The sequence below is a fragment of the Paenibacillus dakarensis genome, from assembly GCF_001373415.1.
Taxonomy (GTDB): Bacteria; Bacillota; Bacilli; order Paenibacillales; family Paenibacillaceae; genus Paenibacillus_AQ; species Paenibacillus_AQ dakarensis.
On the sequence record NZ_CDSE01000028.1, the window covers coordinates 15,700 to 38,111 of the forward strand.

A 22,412-nucleotide genomic window follows, 5' to 3' on the forward strand; every position below is an offset into this window, starting at 1 on the left:
TGTAAAGGGACGGGGGTACTTGCTTTGAAACAGAGAAAGATTCCGCTTCGTAAATGTGTCGCTTGTCAGGAAATGAAGTCCAAGAAGCAGCTTATCCGTGTTGTTAAGACACCTGAAGATACAGTGCTTATTGATCTGACAGGTAAGAAGTCGGGCAGAGGCGCTTATTTGTGCGGAAAGCTGTCCTGCTTTAAACTGGCACAAAAAAACAAAGCGCTTGATCGTGCTTTAAAGCATCATGTTCAGTCTGAAATTTATGAACAGCTGGCTCAGGATTTCATCACGGTAGAAGATGAATTTCTTGCGGCTAAGGAGAGTGCCGATGAAGAATAGGGCACTTTCTCATTTAGGCCTTGCCATGCGAGCAGGTAAAGTGGTTACCGGCGATGAGATCGTGCTCAAAGCAATCCGGTCTTCTGAAGCGAAAATGGTCCTTCTGGCGGGTGACGCCTCAGATAATACAAAAAAAAAGTTCCGTGATAAATGCGGAACTTACAAAATCCCTCTGGTAATCGGATTTGACCGGGAAAGTCTGGGCACAAGTGTAGGTAAACCTGAACGTGTTGTGCTGGCAGTTACGGATCAAGGATTCGCAGAAATGATCTCCAAGCAAGTGGGGATAATGTCGGAGGTGGAGTATATTGAGTAAACAGGAAAACAAGGACAATAAACTTCGAGTATATGAGTACGCTAAATCATTGAATATGAGCAGTAAGGAAATCATTACAATACTCAAGCGTCTAAATGTTCCAGTTAATAATCATATGAGTGTTATGGAGAATGATACGGTTACCAAGGTGGAGCAGTTCTTTAAAGACATTAAGTCAAATGCTGCTGCAAAGCGGGACGGCTCGGATGCCTCCCGTAATGAAAGCCGTAAACCGGCAGTTTCAGCTGTAGGGTCAGGAGATGCTGCCAAAGCTCCCGCTGCAAACACTCAGACAAACGCTCCAACGCACAGCAGCGAAGGCGGCCAAAATGGGCAAAATGGCGGCCGTAATCAAGGTCAAAGACCATCTGGTCAAAGACAGGAAGAAGAACAGCCCAAAAAACAACAGGAAAAGCAGGTAGGTATGAACAATAGAAATCAAAACAACTCAAATGTAGCAGGTTCTCAGCAGCGCTCCCAAAGCAGTCAGGATTCCCGGAGAACGAATACAGGTTCTTCCCAAGGAAGCCAGCAGAACAACCGGAGCAGAAGCCCACAGCAGGGTTCTAGTCAACAAGGATCCCGTCCTCAGCAAGGCGGAGGACAACAGGGAGGTTCCCGTTCTCAGGGTTCAGGACAAGGCGGAGCTCGTAATCAGGGTTCACAATCCCAAGGTAACCGTCCACAGGGCGGAGGACAGTCCCAAGGTGGACGTTCGGATTCAAACCGTCCTAGCGGAAACACTGGCAGCAATAACAATGCTGGCAACCGCGGTGGAAATAGAAACAACAATAATAATAACAACAATAATAACCGTTCCGGCTCAAAGCGCTTTGACGATAATCGTCAAGGTGGAGGATTCCGTAACAATAATCGTGGAGGCAAGAATAACCGCGGACGGAATCAGAGCCAGCAGCCGCCTCGTGAGAAAATCGACAACACGCCGAAGAAAATTATCGTCCGTGGCAATATGACCGTCGGTGAAACGGCGAAGCTGCTTCATAAGGACGCTTCCGAGGTTATTAAGAAGCTGATTTTCCTCGGCGTGATGGCCACAATTAACCAAGAACTCGACATTGACACCATTCTGCTTCTAGCTGCCGAGTTCGGAGTTGAAGTAGAAGTGAAGATTCCGGTTGAGGAAGATCGCTTTGAAACTGTTGAAGAGGTCGATGATCCTGCGGATCTGAAAGAGCGCCCGCCGGTTGTTACTATTATGGGTCACGTTGACCATGGTAAAACAACACTGCTTGATGCGATTCGTAAAGCGAATGTGTCTGGCGGCGAAGCTGGTGGTATCACTCAGCATATTGGTGCTTATCAAGTTGAAATTAACGGCAAGAAAATTACGTTCCTTGATACACCTGGTCACGAAGCTTTTACAGCGATGCGTGCCCGTGGTGCACAGGTTACGGATATGACCATCATCGTAGTAGCTGCTGATGACGGCGTTATGCCACAGACGGTTGAAGCAATCAACCACGCGAAGGCAGCTGGACTGCCTATCATCGTTGCAGTTAACAAGATCGATAAGCCGGATGCTAATCCTGATAAAGTGAAGCAGGAATTGACAGAATATGAATTAGTGCCGGAAGAGTGGGGCGGAGACACGATCTTCGTTAACGTTTCCGCGAAACAGCGCATGGGTCTTGAAGATCTTCTGGAGATGATTCTGCTTGTAGCCGAAGTAAATGAGTACAAAGCGAATCCAAATAAACGTGCCCGGGGTACCGTTATCGAAGCTGAGCTCGATAAAGGCAGAGGACCTGTTGCTCGAATACTTGTACAGCACGGTACGCTTAAGGTCGGAGATGCATTCGTAGCAGGTAACTGCTTCGGTCGTATCCGGGCTATGGTGAATGATAAAGGACGCCGCCTCAAGGAAGCTGGCCCATCAACACCTGTAGAAATTACAGGTTTGACTGAAGTGCCAGGAGCAGGCGATCCGTTCATGGTATTTGAAGATGAACGTAAAGCCCGCTCCATTGCGGATAAACGTTCCATCACGCAGCGTGAATCCGAGCTCAATAAGAATACTCGTGTTACGCTTGATGATTTGTTCCAGCATATTAAGGATGGAGAAATCAAGGATCTTAACGTTATTATCAAAGGTGACGTTCAAGGATCGGTTGAGGCGCTTAAAGGCTCGTTGAGTAAAATCGAGGTGGAAGGCGTTCGCGTGAAAATCATTCACAGCGGAGCAGGTGCTATTACAGAGTCGGACGTTATCCTGGCTGCTGCTTCCAATGCGATTGTAATTGGCTTTAACGTTCGACCGGATGCTCAAGCAAAACAGACTGCTGAACAGGAAAAAGTAGATGTTCGCTTGCATCGTGTTATTTATAACGTTATCGAAGAAATCGAGCAAGCCATGAAAGGCATGCTGGATCCAGTCTACAAGGAAAATGTCATTGGACACGCAGAAGTGCGTAACACCTTTAAAGTGAGCAAGGTGGGTACCATTGCCGGTTGTATGGTTACTTCCGGAAAGATTGCCCGTAACGCAGAAGTACGCCTGATCCGTGACGGTATTGTTGTTCATGAAGGTAAGATCGATTCCCTCAAGCGTTATAAAGATGATGCCAAAGAAGTGTCACAAGGTTATGAATGTGGTATTACCTTGGAAAGCTATAGTGACGTCAAAGAAGGAGACGTTATTGAAGCCTTTATCATGGAGACGGTAGAGCGCTAACGTAAAGAGGTGATCAGACATGGCAAAAATTCGAACAGGACGCGTCAGCGAACAAATCAAGAAAGAGCTTAGTCAGCTTATACAGACAGAGCTTAAAGATCCTCGTATTGGTTTTATTACCGTAACCGGGGTGGATGTGACAAATGACTTGTCACAAGCTAAGGTTTATCTTAGCGTTCTTGGCGATGAAGACCAGAAGGCAGCATCGCTGAAAGGTTTGGAGAAGGCCAGCGGCTTTCTCCGCTCAGAACTGGGCAAGAGAATTCGCCTCCGGCATGTACCGGAGCTAATCTTTAAATTCGATGAATCGATAGCATATGGCAGCCGAATTGAGAAGCTGCTGGGTGAAATCGGTGAACGGGAAGAGGATTAGACAGATCTTTTTTATAAAGGAGAAGGCGAATGCAGACCTATAACCATGAGCTGCAGCAGGCCAAGAAATTCCTGCTGGAGCATGATGATTACTTGATAGTGTCGCACGTTCAGCCCGATGGAGATGCAGTCAGTTCTACCCTTGCGGTAGGCTGGCTTCTCTCATGTTTAGGCAAAAAATTCACCATGATTAATGAGGGACCTATTCCTAAACGAATGAATTCCTTATGGCATGCTGATGAACTTATTAACATGTCCGAGCAGAAGCCGCAGCGCACTTTTAATAAGGTTATCTGCGTGGATTGTGCTGATTTTGACCGTGTAGGCCGAACGAAGGAACTTTTCTCTGAAGATGTGGTCATCATGAATGTGGACCATCATCCTACCAATAACCGATACGGAACTGTGAACGTTGTGCTTCCTGAAGCTGCAGCGACTGCGGAAATTCTGTTTGATCTGCTGAGCCTATTTGATATCAAATGGGATGCTGAAGTGGCAACAGCCATTTATACGGGTCTCTTGACAGATACCGGAGGCTTCCGTTACTCGAATACAACTCCCAAAGTGATGGGAATAGCCTCTACACTTCTATCGTATGGTGTAGATGGGCCCGAGCTTGCAGAGTCACTGCTTGAGGAAATGACACTTCCCCAGTTGAATGTGCTTGTTGCAGCACTTAATACGTTAAAGATGTCTGCGGATGGTAAAGTGGCTTGGGTTCACGTTACACCTGAACATATGCAGGCAAGCGGAGCAATTAATGAAGACCTGGAAGGCATCGTCAATTATCCGCGCAACATCCAAGGTGTTGAAGTGGGGATATTGTTTAAACAGATCAACAGCGGGGCTGTTAAGGTGAGTTTACGATCTGCCGGAAAAGTGGATGTAGCAGCATTGGCACAATCCTTCGGAGGAGGCGGTCACGTTCGAGCTGCTGGCTGCCGAATTGAAGGATCACTGGAGGACATCATTAATCAGGTAGTAGAGCGGGTGAATCAAGCATTATGACAGAACTTGAAGGTGTTTTGGCGGTCCTAAAGCCTGCTGGATGGACTTCGCATGATGTTGTTGCTAAAGTTCGCCGTTTGGTCAAAATGAAAAGAATAGGCCATGCAGGTACGCTTGATCCTGAGGTGACAGGGGTATTGCCGCTTTGTCTCGGGCGGGCGACGCGTGTGGTTGAATATATGCAGGACCTTCCTAAAGAATACAAGGCAGTACTTCGGCTTGGACTTTCTACAGATACCGAGGATTTGACCGGGAATGTCATTGAAGCGGTGGATGAAGTAAAAGTGACAAGAGCAGAAGCTGAGGAAACACTTCGTTCTTTTACAGGTGAAATTTCTCAGGTGCCTCCGATGTATTCAGCGGTAAAGGTCGATGGTAAAAGATTGTATGAGCTTGCCCGTGAGGGTAAGACTGTTGAACGTAAAAGCCGTAAGGTGAACGTGCATGAGATTGAAATGACGGGTTTTGAGGAACAAGGGACCTACACGGATATTACTTTTCGGGTATTGTGTTCGAAGGGAACCTATATCCGTACACTCTGTGTGGATATCGGAAAGAAACTTGGACTTCCATCCACAATGGCGAAGCTGGAGAGAACCCTATCTGCAGGAATCTCCTCCTCAAAATGTCTGACGCTTGAAGAAATTGAGCAATTCATGGCCGATGGAAGTCTGCATTCCCGGTTGATCCCGGTCGATGAAGCCATTTCTCATTTGCATGCTCACACGGTAACTGATGAGAAGAGAAGCGCTGCCCTGCAAGGACAACGGCTGTCTGCGCAAGTGGTAAGTCCTCCTGTTAAAACTTCGGATTGCATTCGTTTATACGATAGTGCGGACAAGTTCCTGGGAATCTTTCGAAAACAAGAGGAATCCGGAGCAATTGCCCCGGTTAAGGTCTTCTCAGATTAAGATGATTGATGTCTATATAAGTGAATTGCAGGTGAGAAGCACATGAAAATCGTATCCCTATCTTATCCGTTAACCCCTGAACAGAAAATTGAACTGGGAATGCCGCAAATCGCGGCAATCGGTCAATTTGATGGTCTCCATACAGGTCATGCCAGTGTAATATCGACAGCCGTAGAGTTGGCACGTAAAGAAAGTTTGCCGTCAGCCGTTATAACCTTTTATCCACATCCAAAAGATGTTATGCGTAAAGGAAAATACGAGGGCTATCTAACACCTCAGCAGGATAAGCAGCAGCTGCTTTCTGATATGGGGGTTGACATATTATATGTGGTGGATTTCAATGAAGAGTTCTCACAAGTCAGCCCCGAGGATTTTGTGACTGAAATGCTTATGCCGCTTCAGCTGCATACAGCGGTGGTAGGCTTTGATTTTCGTTTTGGCTTTAAAGGTGCCGGTCATGCAGACATGCTGTGTGAGATGAGCCAGGGAACCATTCAGGTTGTTATTGTACCGCCTTTTTTGATGGATGGTGAGAAGGTGGGAAGCTCTGCGATTCGGGCAGCATTATATAATGGCCATATTTCGGATGTGACCCGGTGGCTTGGACGATATTACCGGATTCGAGGCACTGTGATTCATGGGGAGAAACGGGGACGGGCTTTAGGATTTCGTACAGCAAATCTGGAGCTTGAGGAGAATTATGTTACACCAGCGCTGGGAGTGTATGCGGTATGGGCCCGCTGTACTTCTCATCAAGAGTGGATTCCGGGTGTGATGAGTGTGGGCCTTAAGCCTACCTTTCATGAAGGAATTGTAAAGCCGATCTACGAAGTTCATCTGCTTGACTATGATGGTGATCTCTATGGACAGACGATGGTTGTTGATGTAGTTGAATTTATCCGCAGAGAACTTAAGTTTAATTCAATTGACAAATTGATTAAAGAAATTCAAAACGATGTAGAGAAGACACGCGCGATATTGCTGCCTTAATTTATATCGTTCTAGCGAAATATCATTAACTTATTTTCCTTTTTGAAAAAAGTATGATATACTCTTAGAGGCTGATCGGGTTAACCGATGCCGTAACCGTGGCTTGGTTGTTCGATCTCACCGTCGGCGACGAGGCTACAGGCGATTATAATGAAGGAGGTGAACAGGATGGCATTGACTCAAGAACGTAAACAACAACTGATTGACGAGCACAAAACTCACGAGTCCGATACAGGATCTCCAGAGGTGCAAATCGCTATCCTAACGGAAAACATTACGAACTTGACTGACCACTTGCGTACGCACAAGAAAGATCATCACTCCCGTCGTGGATTGTTGAAAATGGTCGGCCAACGCCGTAAGTTGCTTGCATACTTGAAAAACAAGGATGTTAAACGTTACAGCGCTTTGATCGAGAAGCTTGGATTACGCCGCTAATAATCCATAAGGTGTACGAAAGCAGCCTGGTTGTCCACTGTCCTTCTTGGAACGACAGCGGTGCAGCCGGGCTCTTTTTTAGATTATAAGAAACATCGATTAGACGTTTTTCTGTTGAAGATGATGGAGCGTCACTGTACATAGCATCCTTATTTTGCAAGAAAAGCAGCAGGGAGAAAGCGAAATCTTTTTACTGGTGACGTTTTTCTTATGAAGAGTGCGTATGTAGGCAATACTTTAATTTAGCCGAGTTAAATAAAAGATTTTCCTCAAGAGGAGGGGTTATATGGAAAAACGTGTTGAAATGATGCTGGGTGGAAGACCTCTTGTTCTAGAAACCGGGCGTTTAGCCAAGCAAGCAAATGCTGCGGTTATGGTTCGTTATGGCGAGACCGCTGTATTGTGTACAGTAACGGCTTCTAGCGAACCGAAAGATCTGGATTTCTTCCCGCTGACTGTGAACTATGAAGAAAGATTGTATGCTGTTGGTAAAATTCCAGGCGGATTCATTAAGCGTGAAGGCAGACCAAGTGAAAAAGCGATTTTATCCAGCCGTTTGACAGACCGGCCGATTCGCCCATTGTTTCCTGAAGGCTTCCGGAACGATGTTCAGGTATTGAACCTGGTGATGAGTGTGGATCAGGACTGTGAGCCTGAAATTGCTTCTATGATCGGTACTTCTGCTGCACTCAGTATCTCTGATGTTCCGTTTAACGGTCCTATCGGTGGTGTTGCCGTTGGCCGTATTGATGGTAAATTCGTTGTGAATCCAACCATTGCTGAGCAAGAAGCCAGTGACATTTATCTGGTTGTAGCCGGTACAAAAGATGCCATCATGATGGTTGAAGCTGAAGCGAATGAAGTACCGGAAGAAGTTATGCTGGAAGCAATTATGTTCGGTCACGCAGAAATTCAGAACATTGTAGCTACAATTGAGGAACTTGTTAGTATCGCTGGTAAAGAGAAGATGGAAGTAAAACTCCATGCTGTCAATGAAACAGTGAACAAGGAAGTCCGTGAGTATGCTGCAGAACGTCTGGTGGAAGCGGTTCGCATTGCCGAGAAGCATGCACGTCAGGATGCAATTGACGCAATTAACGATGAAACCTTCAATGTGTTTGAAGAGAAATACATCGAGACTCCTGAACTTTTGAAAGATGTTAAGGAAGTTCTGCATGACATCGTAAAAGAAGAAGTAAGACGTCTTATCACTCATGATAAAGTACGCCCTGACGGTCGTGGCCTTTCTGAGATTCGTCCGATCGATTGTGATACAAGCCTATTGCCTCGTACACATGGATCAGGACTCTTTACACGTGGTCAGACACAAGCCCTTAGTGTATGTACACTTGGAGCACTGGGCGATGTACAGATCCTTGACGGAATTGATCTGGAAGAGACTAAACGTTTCATGCACCATTACAATTTCCCTCCGTTCAGTGTGGGTGAGGCTCGTCCGCTTCGTGCCCCAGGACGTCGTGAAATCGGTCATGGAGCACTCGGAGAGCGCGCATTGTCCAAGGTTATCCCGTCTGAGGTTGAGTTCCCGTATACGATTCGTCTCGTGTCTGAGGTTATTGAGTCAAACGGTTCAACTTCCCAGGCTAGTATCTGCGCAAGCACACTTGCCATGATGGATGCTGGTGTACCGATCAAAGCACCTGTTGCTGGTGTTGCAATGGGCTTGATTAAGGACGGAGAGCATGTTTCTATCCTGACAGACATCCAAGGCATGGAAGATCATCTTGGCGATATGGACTTTAAGGTAGCAGGTACGGCAGCTGGTGTAACTGCAATTCAAATGGACATCAAGATTGATGGGATTGACCGTAACATTTTGCAGGAAGCGCTGGATCAAGCTAAAGAAGGCCGCATGCATATTCTTGGTAAGATGCTCGAAGTTATCGATAAGCCGAGAGAAACTTTATCCCAGTATGCGCCTAAGATCATTACCATGAACATTAATCCGGACAAGATTCGCGACGTGATTGGTGCCGGCGGTAAAATCATCAATAAAATCATTGAAGAAACTGGCGTGAAGATCGACATCGAACAGGATGGACGTGTATTTATCGCTTCTTCAAATGCAGAGATGAACCAAAAGGCAATGTCGATCATCGAAGGAATCGTGCGCGAAGTGGCTGTAGGTGAGATTTATACAGGCACCGTGAAGCGGATTGAGAAATTCGGCGCTTTCGTTGAAATTCTTCCAAACAAAGATGGTCTTGTTCATATCTCCCAATTATCCACCGAGCGAGTAGGTAAAGTGGAAGATGTCGTTGCGATTGGTGATGTGATAACAGTGAAAGTAACTGAAATCGATCAACAAGGTCGGATCAACCTTTCCCGTAAAGCAGTATTGACAGCTGAAACAAAGTAAAGCTGGTTCGAAAATACCATTCATAACTAAAGGAAAGAGGCAGAAATATATTCTGGCTCTTTTTTTATGTCCTATTAGCTGTTGATCAGAATGGTGGAGATAAGGGTGCTGGTTAAACAAGTTAAGTTACATATTACGGATCATCCTTTCATAAAATGGGACAAAGCCAGCAAAGGGGATGGATACGCCCATGAAGGGACTGAAAGTGGCAGTATTGCTAGTCGGCATTGCATCTGTATCCGGGATCACCATATTAACCGGATCTTGGGACTACGTTCATCAACTAAGTGAAGCAAGCGGCGGAGCAGCAACAGGACAGCAGGCGGCATCTATTGATTTGGAGTTACTCAGTGAAATTGAAACGGAAGCAGCTAGAACAAAAGTAGAGCCAATCGATGCCAGAGTGGATTCGGTATGGAAGGCAATGCCCGGATATAATGGTCAGGAGATAAATATCGATGAAACGTACAAGCGAGCGCTCAAGAGGAAACCGGGCGACCCGATCCCTTATGTATATCAGCAAATTCCGGCCAAAATTACACTTGAGGACTTGGGGGAGCAGCCTATTTATCGGGGGAACCCGAATAAACCGATGGTATCCTTCATGATCAATGTCGCTTGGGGAAATGAGTTTATCGAACCCATGCTCAAGGTTTTGGATGAGGAAAAGATTAAAACAACATTTTTTCTGGATGGAAGCTGGTTGAAAAAAAATCCGGAGCTCGCAGCCGAGATATTGAAAAGAGGACATGAGGTTGAGAATCATGCATATTCACATCCGAATATGAGTCAGCTCAGCAGGGCACGGGCCGAGCTGGAAATTTCGAAGACACAGGATCTGCTTAAAGAGAGCCTGGGTATAACGAACAAATGGTTCGCTCCCCCTTCCGGTGATTTTAATCAACAGACGGTTTCTATCGCTCACGCGAGAGGGCTCAAGACAGTTCTATGGACACTGGATACAGTAGACTGGCGAAATCCAGCTCCTGAAGCGGTGGTTCAAAAGATATCCAAGAAGGTTGAACCGGGATTTTTAATACTAATGCATCCTACGGCATCTTCATCACAAGCCCTAAGAGGAATGATACAAGGCGTACGTGCGAAAGGGCTTCATATTGGTACCGTAAGTGAAACACTATCACCCGAACGAATTATGCCTTATGGAAGTTGAGCAGTCTTATTAATTTTGTTACAATGAATGGATGGCACAAATTATTAATTTTATATAGATGTATTGTAACCTAGAAGCAGTCAGGAGGGCCTTTCGTGAAAAAAATACAGCTGTCAAACGGCCTGAGAGTAGTTATGGAACAAATCCCTACAAGCCGTTCGGTTTCTTTCGGGATATGGGTGAAGACGGGGTCCCGGAATGAGTCCGAGAATGTTAACGGGATTACGCATTTTATTGAACATATGATGTTTAAAGGTACAGAGCGTTTTGATGCCCGTGCTATTGCCGAGCAGTTTGATGCAATTGGTGGAAATGTCAATGCATTTACATCCAAGGAGTATACATGTTATTACGCAAAGGTACTGGATGAGCACCTTCCTATTGCAGTCGATGTGTTATCGGATATGTTTTTTAACTCCAAGCTTGATTCGGTGGAGCTGGCGAAGGAGAAAAATGTGATTTTAGAGGAAATCGCGATGTATGAGGATACTCCGGATGATCTCGTTCACGATCTGATGTCGATGGCGGCATACGGAGAACACCCGCTTGCATACCCGATTCTGGGCACGAAAGAACGTCTTGAAGCCATGGACTCGGATGCCTTACGATCCTATATGAACAGCCACTATACGATTGAGAATACAGTAATTGCTCTGGCTGGTCATATTGACGATGGCGTGATCGAACTGTTGGAACGACATTTTGGCGCTTTCAGGAATAGTGCTTCCAGCCGGAAGCTGACAGTTCCAGATTTTAAAGACGGGGTATTATTCCGCAAGAAGAAAACAGAGCAAAACCATATTTGTATGTCTTTTCCCGGCAGTTCCATTGGGGATGATCTTCAGTATGCAATGGTACTGCTCAACAATGCTATCGGCGGCGGCATGAGCTCACGTTTATTCCAGGAAATCCGTGAGAAGCGGGGACTAGCCTATTCTGTGTATTCCTATCACAGCTCTCATGCAGATAGCGGGATGTTTACCATATACGCAGGTACAGCACCGAAACAAACGAAGGAAGTTCTGGAATTAACCAAAGAGATATTGTCAGATCTGGCGGTAAACGGGATGACAGAGGATGAACTGCGAAAAGGTAAAGAGCAGCTTAAAGGAAGTTTGATTCTCAGCCTGGAAAGCACAGGAAGCCGGATGAACCGCCTTGGCAAAAATGAGCTTATGCTCGGTCGTCATTTTAGCCTGGATGAGATGATTGAGCGAATTGAAAAAGTTAACATGAATGATATTGAGAGCGTATTAGACCGGATGTTTGTAACTCCATTTGCTCTGGCAATGGTCGGGTCCTCAGATAAGGCGCTTAACAACATTAGGAGGGACGAATTTGTTGCATCACGTTCAAATTAACAGATTATCAGGAAATGAAGATGTATTGCTCCCGGTTAAAATGTCAGAGCTTGCTTCTGGCTTTGACCTGCATGCTGCCGTTGCAGAACCGGTGGTTTTGATGCCAGGAGAGCGCAAGCTGATCCCTACCGGATTCGCGATCGCAATGCCGGGGGAATTAGAGGCGCAGATTCGTCCACGCAGCGGACTGGCCTTTAAACATGGTATAACCTGCCTAAACACGCCAGGAACCATTGATGCCGATTACCGTGGAGAAGTTAAGGTACTGCTCATTAATCTCGGTCAGGAGCCATTTACGATTGTACGTAATGAACGGATTGCTCAGATGGTATTTCAGACCGTACCGGTAGTCGAATTCGAGGAAGTCGACGAATTATCCGATACCGTTCGCGGAAGCGGAGGATTTGGGCATACAGGTAAATAAGAAATATATTAATCAGGAAAAGCCTGCAGAGATCATCTCTGCAAGCTTTTTTTGTTATGAATTCAAAGATTTATGCTGAATTGAAAGTAGGTTTAGAAACTGCCCCGCTCACCTCTTTATAGGCCAGTGCATAAGATGGTCTATACATTGGTTTGGAAAGGAGCGACGCCTTGCATGCTGACAGGAGTCCGAACCGTATTTCTTGGCGGTGACGCGCGGCAGATTGAAGTAATCCGCAAATGCGCTGAAATGGATGCCTCTGTATCAATAGCCGGTTTTGACAAATTGCAGGATTCCTTTCAGGGAGTAACCCGGGAGCCTCTTACAGCTGAGCTGCTGTCAGATGCTGATGTGCTGATACTGCCTGTTGTTGGTTGTGATGATGAAGGCCGTATTGGTGCGCTTTACGCGGAAGGGCCGCTGAAGCTTGAAGAGGAACACATCCAAGCCATGCCGAAACATGGTGTTGTATATACTGGGATGGCTAAAAGCTATTTAAGATCACTGTGTGAGAAAAACAACATCAAGCTGGTTGAGCTGTTAGAGCGTGATGACGTAGCCATTTACAATTCGATTCCGACGGCAGAAGGCGCGCTGATGATGGCTATTCAAAATACAGATTTTACGATTCATGGATCGACCAGTATGGTACTAGGTATGGGGCGCACGGGTTTTACAATGGCAAGAAGTTTACAGGGTTTAGGAGCCAAAATCAAAATGGGAGTACGCAAAACAGAGCATTATGCCAGAGCGGAAGAAATGGGCTGGAAACCTTTTATGATCAAGGATCTCAGCTCTCAGTTATCTGATATCAATCTGTTATTTAATACGATTCCATCGATGATCGTTACAGCACAAATTATATCGAAGATGCCTCGTGAGGCTGTCATTATAGATCTGGCCTCTGCGCCTGGCGGATGTGATTTCCGTTATGCCGAGAAGAGGGGGATCAAAGCCATGCTTGCACCCGGACTACCCGGAATCGTAGCTCCAAAAACGGCGGGCATTATTATGGCTAATACGCTAGTGGAGTTGATTTCAGAAGAAATCAAGATTCGGGGGGACGCCAAATGAATTGGAACGGGATAACCGTAGGTTATGCATTAACGGGCTCACACTGCACCTTTGAAGAAGTTATGCCCCAAATCAAACGTTTTAAAGATGGAGGTGCGAATGTAATTCCCATTGTATCCGGAACGATCATGACAACGGATACTCGATTCGGGACTTCAGAAAATTGGCAGAAACAGTTGAAAGAAATAACAGGGAATGATATTATTTCTACAATTGTGGAGGCTGAACCGCTCGGTCCCTCCAAGCTTCTGGATGTTTTGGTTATTGCGCCTTGTACAGGGAATTCGACAAGTAAGCTTGCGAATGCCATGACGGATGGCGCTGTCTTAATGGCAGCCAAAGCGCAAATGAGAAACGGCCGGCCGCTTGTGCTGGCTATTTCAACGAACGACGGACTTGGATTGAATGCTGCAAATATTGCGAAGCTGCTTGTTACGAAGAATATTTATTTTGTTCCTTTCGGACAGGATAATCCAGAGCAAAAGCCCAATTCGCTTGTTGCGAAGATGGATCTTATTCCTGAAACTTGTTATGAAGCGCTGAAGGGTAAACAGTTGCAGCCAATGATCATTGAACGGTTTCATTCCGCATAAATTGGATCGATCCCGAAGATTTGCAGTTTGCGAGAAAAAAGGTTATGCCCTATACATTGAACGAAAAATTGGCCCGTGAGACCGAAAAAGGGCGACAACTCCACTGACGTTACCAGCTGCTTGCACGTATTCCAGTAGCTTATGGCCATTCTTAAATCCGTAACTTTAGAATTCAAAGCGATTCGTTTCGGATAACCTGCTGAGCAGCGCGGCTTGGAATGCTGTGCAAATTGCAACATTAATTGCTTCCAAACGAAACGGCCAGGCTTGTTCTGGCCGTTTCAATCCATCGGGCGCCTTGTTTTGTCTCCGGAACTAAACGGAGGATTTACCATGCGCATTCTGGTTCAGAAATTTGGAGGCACCTCATTGTCTTCGCCTCAGGCAAGGGCACGTGTCATCGAGCATATTCGCCGTGAATTGGCCCAGCAGTATCATCTAGTTGTGGTCGTATCTGCCATAGGACGTCTGGGCGAACCTTACGCTACGGACACGCTTCTTCATTGGATTGAGCAAAACGGCAATGAACTTCCGGTAAGAGAAAAGGATATGCTTCTCTGCTGTGGAGAGATCATTTCGGCAGCGACCTTATGCAGTCTTCTTCAACATGAAGGTGTTTCAGCAGTTGTATTAACAGGAGCACAAGCGGGATTGATTACAGATTATCAGTATGGGAATGCGAGGATCCTCGATGTAAGGCCAGGCAGAGTCCGAACAGAACTGGAGAAAGTTCAAGTTGTGATCGTTGCCGGGTTTCAAGGACAGACCGAGAACGGGGATTTAACGACACTTGGACGAGGCGGCAGTGATACATCGGCTACAGCCCTAGGCGCAGCCCTAAATGCAGAAATGGTTGATATTTATACAGACGTAGACGGTATTTTGACGGCTGATCCCAGAGTAGTTGAAGACGCCAGACCGCTTAGCCAGGTGAGTTATACAGAAATATGCAATATGGCGTACCAAGGTGCAAAAGTTATCCATCCGAGGGCTGTTGAAATTGCTATGCAGTCTTCTATACCGCTGCGTGTTCGTTCAACCTTTACAGATACGGAAGGTACGCTTGTAACACAGCCTGACGGTTTTAAGGATTCACCAACAGGTATTCTCGACCGCCATGTAACGGGGCTGGCCTATGTAAGTAATATAACTCAGATTGCGATAGATGGTGACCGAACGGAGAACCTCCAGCTGAAGGTATTCCGGACAATGGCTGAAAATTCGATCAGTGTTGATTTTATCAATGTTACTCCTACAGGAGTGTTATATACCATATTTGATTATGACGCTGAGAAGGCGATTTCTGCATTGCAGAAATTAAGTCTGAAGCCAAAGAGCTTATCCGGATGTGCCAAGGTTTCCGTGATCGGAGGCGGAATAAATGGAGTTCCAGGGATTATGGCCAAAATTGTTGAAGCGCTGAGTGAAATTGAAGTTCCGATACTCCAATCAGCGGACTCCAACACTACAATATGGCTTCTGGTTAAAAAGGAAGATATGGTTCAAGCGCTCAGAGCGCTTCATCATAAATTTGAGCTTCACCGGTAGAATTTATCTATAATACATTTTCGCCGGCAATATGAAGGAGGAAGCACTGTGGATTTTGGAAGATTAATTACAGCAATGGTTACCCCGTTTGATGCTGATGGCGAGATTAATTGGGACGAGACCGCGAGATTAGTCGACTACCTTATTGAGGATCAGCACGCTGATTCTTTAGTAGTTGCGGGTACGACAGGAGAATCTCCCACTCTAAGCGATGATGAAAAGCTGCAGTTGTTCCGATTTGTTGTAGAGCATGCCGCAGGAAGAATTAAAGTTATTGCGGGAACGGGAAGCAATAACACCGAACACTCCATTAAGCTTACACAAAGTGCAGAACAGTGCGGTGTAGACGGCATATTATTAGTATCTCCGTATTACAACAAGCCTAACCAAGAAGGAATGTTCCTGCATTTTAAAGCTATAGCAGAATCCACGACACTTCCGATCATGTTATATAATGTGCCTGGGCGGACAGGAATTAGCTTGACTGCCGCTACAACACTCAGACTGGCTCAAATACCTAACATTGTGGCTACCAAGGAATGTGCTTCACTGGATCAAGTAACACAGATTGTTTCCGGAGCTCCTGAAGGCTTTTTCACATATACAGGTGACGATTCCTCGGCCCTTCCTGCAATGGCGGTTGGTGCGTATGGGATTGTGAGTGTTGCAGGACATATTGCAGGCAAGGAAATGAAGGATATGATTCATGCCTACCTGAAAGGTAACGTTCAAGATGCAGCCAGACTGCATCAGAAGCTAATGCCGCTGTTTAAAGGGTTATTTGAATGCCCTGAACCGCTCCCGAATCCGTCTGCGGTAAAATTCGCGCTAGTTGAGAAGGGGTATCAGGTCGGGGGAGTCCGGTTACCTTTGGTTTCACCTAGTGAGAATGAAGTTGTTTATATCCGAAAAATGCTGGAACATTTTTAAAATGTGAGTCGCAAAAACCTGCAAATTGTGTATATATACCATATATTCCGAAAAACCGCCGTCTTCACTCAAGAAGGCGGTTTTTCTTTTATAAAACGTTGCTTTAGAGGGGTATCCTAACCCTTACTGGGTGGGTGACTTGTGTTTTCACTTTTTCATCATGTATAATGAATTCAAGTGACTGGGTGCGGTATATTTTGAAATTTAATATAAGAATTGGTGATCGTCCAAAACTTTAGGAGGGTTAGATTGATTTGTCTAAAAAAATAAACAGCGATAAATTATCGATTTTTGCCTTGGGCGGCGTCGGTGAAATCGGAAAAAATATGTATGTCATTCAATATGCAAATGACATCGTTGTCGTGGACGCGGGGCTTAAATTTCCGGAAGAGGATATGCTTGGAATCGACATTGTCATTCCTGATATTTCTTATTTGACGGAGAATCGTGATAAAGTGAGAGGGATTTTACTCACTCACGGACACGAAGACCATATTGGCGGCTTGCCGTACGTATTGAAACATTTGAATGTACCTGTATACGGTACGAAGCTGACTTTGGGTCTTGTAGAGAACAAACTGAAAGAAGCGAATTTGCTTGGCGAGACGAAGCGGATTCTTATTCATGCGGATTCGGAAATTCAACTGGGAAGCACGCTGAAAGCGACTTTCTTCAAAACAAATCACAGTATTCCGGATTCCGTCGGCATCTGCATTGATACACCGGAAGGCTGTGTTGTTCATACGGGTGACTTTAAATTTGACCATACACCTGTTAATGATCAATACGCCGATTTGCAGCGTATGGCTGAAATCGGAAGCAGAGGCGTTCTGGCCTTGCTGTCTGACAGTACGAATGCTGAGAAGCCTGGATTTACGCCATCTGAGAAGAATGTGGGTATCGTTCTTGAAGATATTTTCCGTAAAGCAGATCAGCGTGTAGTTGTGGCTACATTTGCTTCGAACGTACACCGTATTCAACAGGTAATTAACGCTGCTGAATCCACAGGCCGTAAAGTAACGGTTATTGGCCGCAGTATGGTGAATGTTGTGTCTATCGCTTCCGATCTTGGTTATCTTCATATTCCAGACGGCATGCTGATTGAGCCAGAGGAAGTAAATAAGATGGCTGCTGATCGTGTAGTTGTACTGTGTACAGGCAGTCAAGGAGAACCAATGTCCGCGTTAACGCGTATGGCGCGTTCAACACACCGTAAGGTTGATATTTTGCCGGGAGATACCGTTATTATTGCAGCTACCCCAGTACCCGGAAATGAGAAGTATGTAGGACGTACGATTGATGAACTGTTCCGTCTTGGTGCGGATGTCATATATAGTGGTTCGAATTCCGGTGTACACGTATCCGGTCATGGAAGTCAGGAAGAGCTTAAGCTTATGCTGAACCTGATGAAGCCGAAATTCTTCATCCCTGTCCATGGTGAATTCCGCATGCAGCGTCGTCATGCTTTGCTGGCTGAGTCTGTAGGAGTTGACCCCGATAATATCTTTATTACGGATCTGGGAGAAATCGTTGAAATTCAAGCAGGCTCCGCACGTAAAGCAGGTAAAGTAACTGCAGGTAACGTATTAATTGATGGACTAGGTGTAGGCGATGTCGGTAATATCGTGCTGCGTGATCGTAAATTGCTGTCCCAGGATGGTATTCTGGTCGTAGTGGTTACACTTAGCAAGCAGAATGGTGCGATTGTATCCGGGCCGGACATTATTTCCCGGGGCTTTGTGTATGTTCGTGAGTCAGAAGGGTTACTTGAGGAAAGTAACCGGATTGTATCGAGCACATTACAGAAGCTGATGAGTGAAAATGTCAATGAGTGGGCTTCACTTAAGACGAGTGTTAAAGATGCTCTGGGACGCTTCCTGTACGAGCAAACTCGCAGAAGACCGATGATACTTCCAATTATCATGGAAGTGTAATAGGCACAACAAACTAAATAATCAGGCACACAGTCGCCCCTTTCGCAGGTATATTGGACGGTTCCCGCGAAAGGGGCTTTTTGCGTAGCGGGAAAAGGATGAATGGTTGAGAAAATATGAAAATAGGCATAATCCGGCTTAAAATTTTCCATACTACACCATAGTACAATATCAAAATGATAGAAGGCAGGGTGTAGAAATGACTAATAAATCGGGAAACAGCAATAGAACGGGAGAGACGGGAGTGCCTTCCACTCAGCCTGGAGAGAACAATAAACCGTCAGTGGTCGATACCATCCAGCAGTTAGGTCAGACCACAGTGCCTGGAAGCGGGGATTCTAATATATTTTGCATGACGATTATCGGTCAAATCGAGGGCCATTTGGTTCTTCCTCCGCACAATAAAACAACGAAATATGAGCATATCATCCCTCAGTTAGCTGCAGCTGAACAGAATCCGCGAATTGAAGGACTTCTAATCATCTTAAATACGGTTGGTGGTGACGTAGAAGCAGGCCTCGCTATAGCAGAAATGATTGCTTCCTTAACCAAGCCTACAGTGACGGTAGTTATAGGTGGGGGCCATAGCATTGGAGTGCCCATTGCTGTGGCTTCCAGTTATTCAATTATTGCGGAGAGCGCTACGATGACGATTCATCCAATCCGGATGAGCGGACTGGTCATTGGAGTGCCACAGACTTTTGAGTATATGGAGAAGATGCAGGAGCGGGTCGTCCGGTTTGTTACCTCCCATTCTCGAATTTCGGAGGAGCAGTTCAAAGCCTTGATGTTCAAGACAGGAGAGCTTAACCGTGACATTGGAACAGCCGTGTCGGGCATGGACGCAGTGAAATATGGGCTCATGAATGAAGTGGGCGGCATCGGACAGGCGCTGGCTAAACTGAATGAATTGATTGGGGAACTAAAGAAGACGACTTCTGGGGGGCTTGCTCAGTGACGCTTTACACTGTAATACCTGAAGATATGATCTGGTCAAATGACAACAGGGAGCAGGAGCCTTCTCATACGGTGGAGATTCAAATCGGCGGCATTCTTATGCAGGTTGAACCGATGCAGGATCACAAGGCTAAAATTGTTCGTTTGCTGAATGGTGAACTGGGAGATTACTTGAATCCGCTGTACACCCCGGGTAATACCATTTCCTTCGTTCCTGTCATGGATCAAAATAGTTCTAAAGTCTGAAAAGAGAACATAGGTGCGCCATCTGAAAATATGCTATAATATGGCTTCGGGGGTGACACTATTGGCAAAACGCAAACGCAAGAAAAGAGCCGTCTTTGCCTCGGTTCTTAAGTATGAAATTTATGGAATTATATTGATGACGCTCTCGGTGATTGCATTATCCGGAGAAGCTCCGGTAGGCCGGACATTGTCGAAGATGTCTGGTTATCTGCTTGGAAAATACTATTTTGTAATCCCCCTGATAGGAATTTATTACGGATTAATGGTGATGATTCACCGGGAATGGCCGAAACGTTGGAATAGCCGCCGGACTGGTGTCCTTCTGTTTGTCTTATCGCTTACCTTAATGAGCAGTATTAGCGGCCTTGAGCCTAAGCTGAACCCAATCGGCCAACTGAGCCCGGGTAATGTGCTTGCTCAGATACATAGTGATTTGCAAGGAGAACTTCTGCATGGCAGAGCAGACGGGAGCCATCCCGTTATGGGCAGGGATATAAGCGGGGGATACATAGGTGCATTGGAATTATCACTGCTGTTGATGTTCTTTGGCCTAGTTGGAGCCCGTCTGATTATGATTGTCATGCTCTTCATCAGTTTTATGCTGATTACCAATTTATCTTATGTGGATTTAATGCGAATGCTTCGGGTCCGATTGGTAAAAGCAGGTGAACAACTTCAAAAGAGGATGCGGGGACAGCAGACTAAGGCTAAAGCTAAATCGTCTTCAACCGGAAAGGCAAAGCCGCAGACAATTCCGCCATATGAGGATGATGGTGGTGATGATCTGGATGATGTGGATATGCCTTTGAAGAGAAAGAAATCCTCGCCCGTTTTTTTTCAGTTGTTCGGAAACAGAGATTCGAAATCCAAGAACGCAACAGAAGAATCGATGCAGCTGCAGGAGAATGAAGCCCATGCACAGCATGAGTTTCATTCTGGTATGGAATCTTCCGGATTGTCTTCAGACTACGATGGGGAGAACTCGTTTGGATACGACGACATTCCATCACAATCAGGTGTTCCAGCTCATTCTTCACCTATAATTCGAGATTTTTTTGAGCAAGTAAAACATGAGGGCACAGTTGATGAAGAGGATATGGATGAGCTGGACCATAACACGGGTCAGGCTTTTTCCCCAGACGGATCTCCTATCGATGAGAAGGATGCGAGTCCGGCGGCTGTAGAACCGTCGCCTGCTGATCATCCTGCAGGTGTTGAAGCGGATCAGGAGACAGCACCTGCTGCTCCGCCGCCTCCACCACCCAAACCTTATAAGCTTCCTTCGTTTCGTTTATTATCCAAACCGAAAAATGGAGGAAAGTCGGGAGATCAGAAGGATTACATGCAGACTGCCCGTAAGCTGGAGGCAACCCTCGAGAGCTTTGGAGTTCGGGCTAAGGTACTTGAGGTGGTTCGGGGACCCGCTGTTACCAGATATGAAATTCAGCCGGATATCGGCGTGAAGGTGAGCCGCATTGTTAGTCTGACGGATGATATTGCCCTTGCTTTAGCTGCAAAAGATATCCGCATGGAAGCTCCGATCCCCGGGAAATCAGCGATTGGGATTGAGGTTCCGAATAATGAAGTGTCTATTGTAACCATGCGGGAAGTCATGGAGACGCCGATGTTTCAGGACGCGCAATCCAAGCTGTCTGTTGCATTCGGGCGAGACATATCCGGCCAGACCATCGTGGGCAACCTTGCTAAAATGCCCCATCTTCTCGTTGCGGGTGCTACGGGATCAGGTAAATCCGTATGTATTAACGGAATTATCACGAGTATCCTCTTCAAAGCCAAGCCGGACGAAGTCAAATTCCTTATGGTCGATCCCAAGATGGTTGAGCTGAATGTATATAACGGCATTCCTCATCTGATGGCTCCTGTAGTTACAGACCCTAAGCGGGCTTCACTGGCGCTGAAGAAAATCGTGGTGGAAATGGAGAAACGTTATGAATTATTCTCCAAATCAAGTACAAGGAATATTGAAGGTTACAACACCTTGATGAAGGATAATAACCCGACTGCTGTACTGCCATATATTGTTGTGATTGTGGACGAGCTGGCAGACCTGATGATGGTTGCTGCACATGATGTTGAGGAAGCGATAACCCGTCTGGCGCAAATGGCCCGGGCGGCAGGTATACACTTGATTATCGCAACTCAGCGTCCTTCAGTAGACGTTATTACGGGTGTAATCAAGGCGAATATTCCTTCCCGGATTGCATTCGGCGTATCCTCTCAGGTCGACTCCAGAACGATTCTCGATATGGCGGGAGCCGAAAAGCTGCTTGGACGCGGCGATATGCTGTTTATGCCAATGGGATCATCTAAGCCCATAAGGGTCCAAGGGGCATTCATGAGTGATCAGGAAGTGGAGAGTATTGTAGGATTTGTTCGGGATCAGGGACAGGCAGAATATGATGAGTCTCTTGTGCCTGAAATCGATGAATCCGGGGCTTCCGATGATGAAGTGCTTGATGAACTTTACGATCAAGCCGTAACCATTATTTTGGAAGCAAAACAGGCATCGGTATCTCTGCTTCAACGGCGTATGCGGGTTGGGTACACCCGCGCAGCCCGGTTAATCGATTCGATGGAAGCCCGAGGTGTAATCGGCCCCTACGAGGGTAGTAAACCCCGGGAGGTATTGATGTCTATGGAGCAGTACCAGCAGAGCCGGGTAAGCTCATAAACTGGTCTATAAACGGTTCAACGTGGGTGTCTCAAGGGTCAA

At 46.1% G+C, this 22,412-nt stretch carries 20 protein-coding genes; all 20 read left to right on the forward strand.

Annotation, left to right across the window (positions count from 1 at the left end):
- The first annotated feature begins 24 nt into the window (after positions 1–24).
- The 20 genes from rnpM (at position 25) to BN1234_RS07960 (ending at position 22,370) form a co-directional block, all read left to right on the forward strand.
- Entirely contained in the window at positions 25–333 is a 309-nt protein-coding gene (gene rnpM, locus BN1234_RS07860; RefSeq protein WP_054956114.1) for an RNase P modulator RnpM, read from the forward strand.
- Positions 323–649, forward strand: a complete 327-nt coding sequence (locus tag BN1234_RS07865; RefSeq protein WP_170308006.1) for a L7Ae/L30e/S12e/Gadd45 family ribosomal protein — start codon at positions 323–325, stop codon at positions 647–649. The genes rnpM and BN1234_RS07865 overlap by 11 nt, the downstream gene beginning before the upstream one ends.
- Entirely contained in the window at positions 642–3,341 is a 2,700-nt protein-coding gene (gene infB / locus BN1234_RS07870) for a translation initiation factor IF-2 (RefSeq protein WP_054956116.1), read from the forward strand. Before BN1234_RS07865 ends, infB begins: the two co-directional genes overlap by 8 nt.
- Before the next feature lie 19 nt (positions 3,342–3,360).
- Positions 3,361–3,714 (forward strand): 30S ribosome-binding factor RbfA, encoded by a 354-nt coding sequence (rbfA, locus tag BN1234_RS07875; protein ID WP_054956117.1) that lies wholly within the window; start codon positions 3,361–3,363, stop codon positions 3,712–3,714.
- 29 nt (positions 3,715–3,743) lie between these two features.
- Positions 3,744–4,721 (forward strand): DHH family phosphoesterase, encoded by a 978-nt coding sequence (locus BN1234_RS07880; protein WP_054956118.1) that lies wholly within the window; start codon positions 3,744–3,746, stop codon positions 4,719–4,721.
- Positions 4,718–5,632 (forward strand): tRNA pseudouridine(55) synthase TruB, encoded by a 915-nt coding sequence (gene truB, locus BN1234_RS07885; protein WP_054956119.1) that lies wholly within the window; start codon positions 4,718–4,720, stop codon positions 5,630–5,632. Before BN1234_RS07880 ends, truB begins: the two co-directional genes overlap by 4 nt.
- Positions 5,633–5,674: 42 nt before the next feature.
- Positions 5,675–6,622, forward strand: a complete 948-nt coding sequence (locus BN1234_RS07890) for a bifunctional riboflavin kinase/FAD synthetase (protein WP_054956120.1) — start codon at positions 5,675–5,677, stop codon at positions 6,620–6,622.
- 168 nt (positions 6,623–6,790) lie between these two features.
- Positions 6,791–7,060 (forward strand): 30S ribosomal protein S15, encoded by a 270-nt coding sequence (rpsO, locus tag BN1234_RS07895; RefSeq protein ID WP_006211281.1) that lies wholly within the window; start codon positions 6,791–6,793, stop codon positions 7,058–7,060.
- A gap of 286 nt (positions 7,061–7,346) precedes the next feature.
- Entirely contained in the window at positions 7,347–9,440 is a 2,094-nt protein-coding gene (gene pnp, locus BN1234_RS07900) for a polyribonucleotide nucleotidyltransferase (protein ID WP_054956121.1), read from the forward strand.
- 190 nt (positions 9,441–9,630) lie between these two features.
- Positions 9,631–10,611, forward strand: coding sequence for a polysaccharide deacetylase family protein (locus tag BN1234_RS07905; RefSeq protein WP_054956122.1), 981 nt, complete (start codon positions 9,631–9,633; stop codon positions 10,609–10,611).
- 95 nt (positions 10,612–10,706) lie between these two features.
- On the forward strand, positions 10,707–11,972 hold the full coding sequence (locus BN1234_RS07910; RefSeq protein WP_054956123.1) for a M16 family metallopeptidase: 1,266 nt from the start codon (positions 10,707–10,709) through the stop codon (positions 11,970–11,972).
- On the forward strand, positions 11,950–12,396 hold the full coding sequence (gene dut / locus BN1234_RS07915) for a dUTP diphosphatase (protein WP_170308007.1): 447 nt from the start codon (positions 11,950–11,952) through the stop codon (positions 12,394–12,396). The genes BN1234_RS07910 and dut overlap by 23 nt, the downstream gene beginning before the upstream one ends.
- 174 nt (positions 12,397–12,570) lie before the next feature.
- Entirely contained in the window at positions 12,571–13,470 is a 900-nt protein-coding gene (dpsA, locus tag BN1234_RS07920; protein WP_054956124.1) for a dipicolinate synthase subunit DpsA, read from the forward strand.
- Positions 13,467–14,063 (forward strand): dipicolinate synthase subunit B, encoded by a 597-nt coding sequence (locus BN1234_RS07925; protein WP_054956125.1) that lies wholly within the window; start codon positions 13,467–13,469, stop codon positions 14,061–14,063. Before dpsA ends, BN1234_RS07925 begins: the two co-directional genes overlap by 4 nt.
- A 333-nt stretch (positions 14,064–14,396) precedes the next feature.
- Positions 14,397–15,611: an aspartate kinase gene (gene dapG, locus BN1234_RS07935; protein WP_054956127.1), complete on the forward strand. Its 1,215-nt coding sequence runs from the start codon at positions 14,397–14,399 to the stop codon at positions 15,609–15,611.
- A gap of 48 nt (positions 15,612–15,659) precedes the next feature.
- On the forward strand, positions 15,660–16,541 hold the full coding sequence (gene dapA, locus BN1234_RS07940) for a 4-hydroxy-tetrahydrodipicolinate synthase (protein ID WP_054956128.1): 882 nt from the start codon (positions 15,660–15,662) through the stop codon (positions 16,539–16,541).
- 254 nt (positions 16,542–16,795) lie between these two features.
- Entirely contained in the window at positions 16,796–18,475 is a 1,680-nt protein-coding gene (locus tag BN1234_RS07945; protein WP_054956129.1) for a ribonuclease J, read from the forward strand.
- 199 nt (positions 18,476–18,674) lie between these two features.
- Entirely contained in the window at positions 18,675–19,433 is a 759-nt protein-coding gene (locus BN1234_RS07950; protein WP_054956130.1) for a ClpP family protease, read from the forward strand.
- Positions 19,430–19,678: a YlzJ-like family protein gene (locus BN1234_RS07955; RefSeq protein WP_054956131.1), complete on the forward strand. Its 249-nt coding sequence runs from the start codon at positions 19,430–19,432 to the stop codon at positions 19,676–19,678. The genes BN1234_RS07950 and BN1234_RS07955 overlap by 4 nt, the downstream gene beginning before the upstream one ends.
- Before the next feature lie 40 nt (positions 19,679–19,718).
- A complete protein-coding gene (locus BN1234_RS07960) occupies positions 19,719–22,370 on the forward strand; it encodes an FtsK/SpoIIIE family DNA translocase (protein WP_245640121.1) in 2,652 nt (883 codons plus the stop codon).
- Positions 22,371–22,412: the final 42 nt, after the last annotated feature.

What these genes read in the sequence shown, in the direction of transcription:
- BN1234_RS07960 (WP_245640121.1), top strand. Translation starts at nt 19,719, where the DNA reads ATGGCTTCGGGGGTGACACTATTGGCAAAACGCAAACGCAAGAAAAGA.
- rpsO (WP_006211281.1), top strand. Translation starts at nt 6,791, where the DNA reads ATGGCATTGACTCAAGAACGTAAACAACAACTGATTGACGAGCACAAA.
- BN1234_RS07890 (WP_054956120.1), top strand. Translation starts at nt 5,675, where the DNA reads ATGAAAATCGTATCCCTATCTTATCCGTTAACCCCTGAACAGAAAATT.
- pnp (WP_054956121.1), top strand. Translation starts at nt 7,347, where the DNA reads ATGGAAAAACGTGTTGAAATGATGCTGGGTGGAAGACCTCTTGTTCTA.
- BN1234_RS07925 (WP_054956125.1), top strand. Translation starts at nt 13,467, where the DNA reads ATGAATTGGAACGGGATAACCGTAGGTTATGCATTAACGGGCTCACAC.
- BN1234_RS07950 (WP_054956130.1), top strand. Translation starts at nt 18,675, where the DNA reads ATGACTAATAAATCGGGAAACAGCAATAGAACGGGAGAGACGGGAGTG.
- rbfA (WP_054956117.1), top strand. Translation starts at nt 3,361, where the DNA reads ATGGCAAAAATTCGAACAGGACGCGTCAGCGAACAAATCAAGAAAGAG.
- dpsA (WP_054956124.1), top strand. Translation starts at nt 12,571, where the DNA reads ATGCTGACAGGAGTCCGAACCGTATTTCTTGGCGGTGACGCGCGGCAG.
- BN1234_RS07865 (WP_170308006.1), top strand. Translation starts at nt 323, where the DNA reads ATGAAGAATAGGGCACTTTCTCATTTAGGCCTTGCCATGCGAGCAGGT.
- BN1234_RS07880 (WP_054956118.1), top strand. Translation starts at nt 3,744, where the DNA reads ATGCAGACCTATAACCATGAGCTGCAGCAGGCCAAGAAATTCCTGCTG.
- dapG (WP_054956127.1), top strand. Translation starts at nt 14,397, where the DNA reads ATGCGCATTCTGGTTCAGAAATTTGGAGGCACCTCATTGTCTTCGCCT.
- truB (WP_054956119.1), top strand. Translation starts at nt 4,718, where the DNA reads ATGACAGAACTTGAAGGTGTTTTGGCGGTCCTAAAGCCTGCTGGATGG.
- BN1234_RS07905 (WP_054956122.1), top strand. Translation starts at nt 9,631, where the DNA reads ATGAAGGGACTGAAAGTGGCAGTATTGCTAGTCGGCATTGCATCTGTA.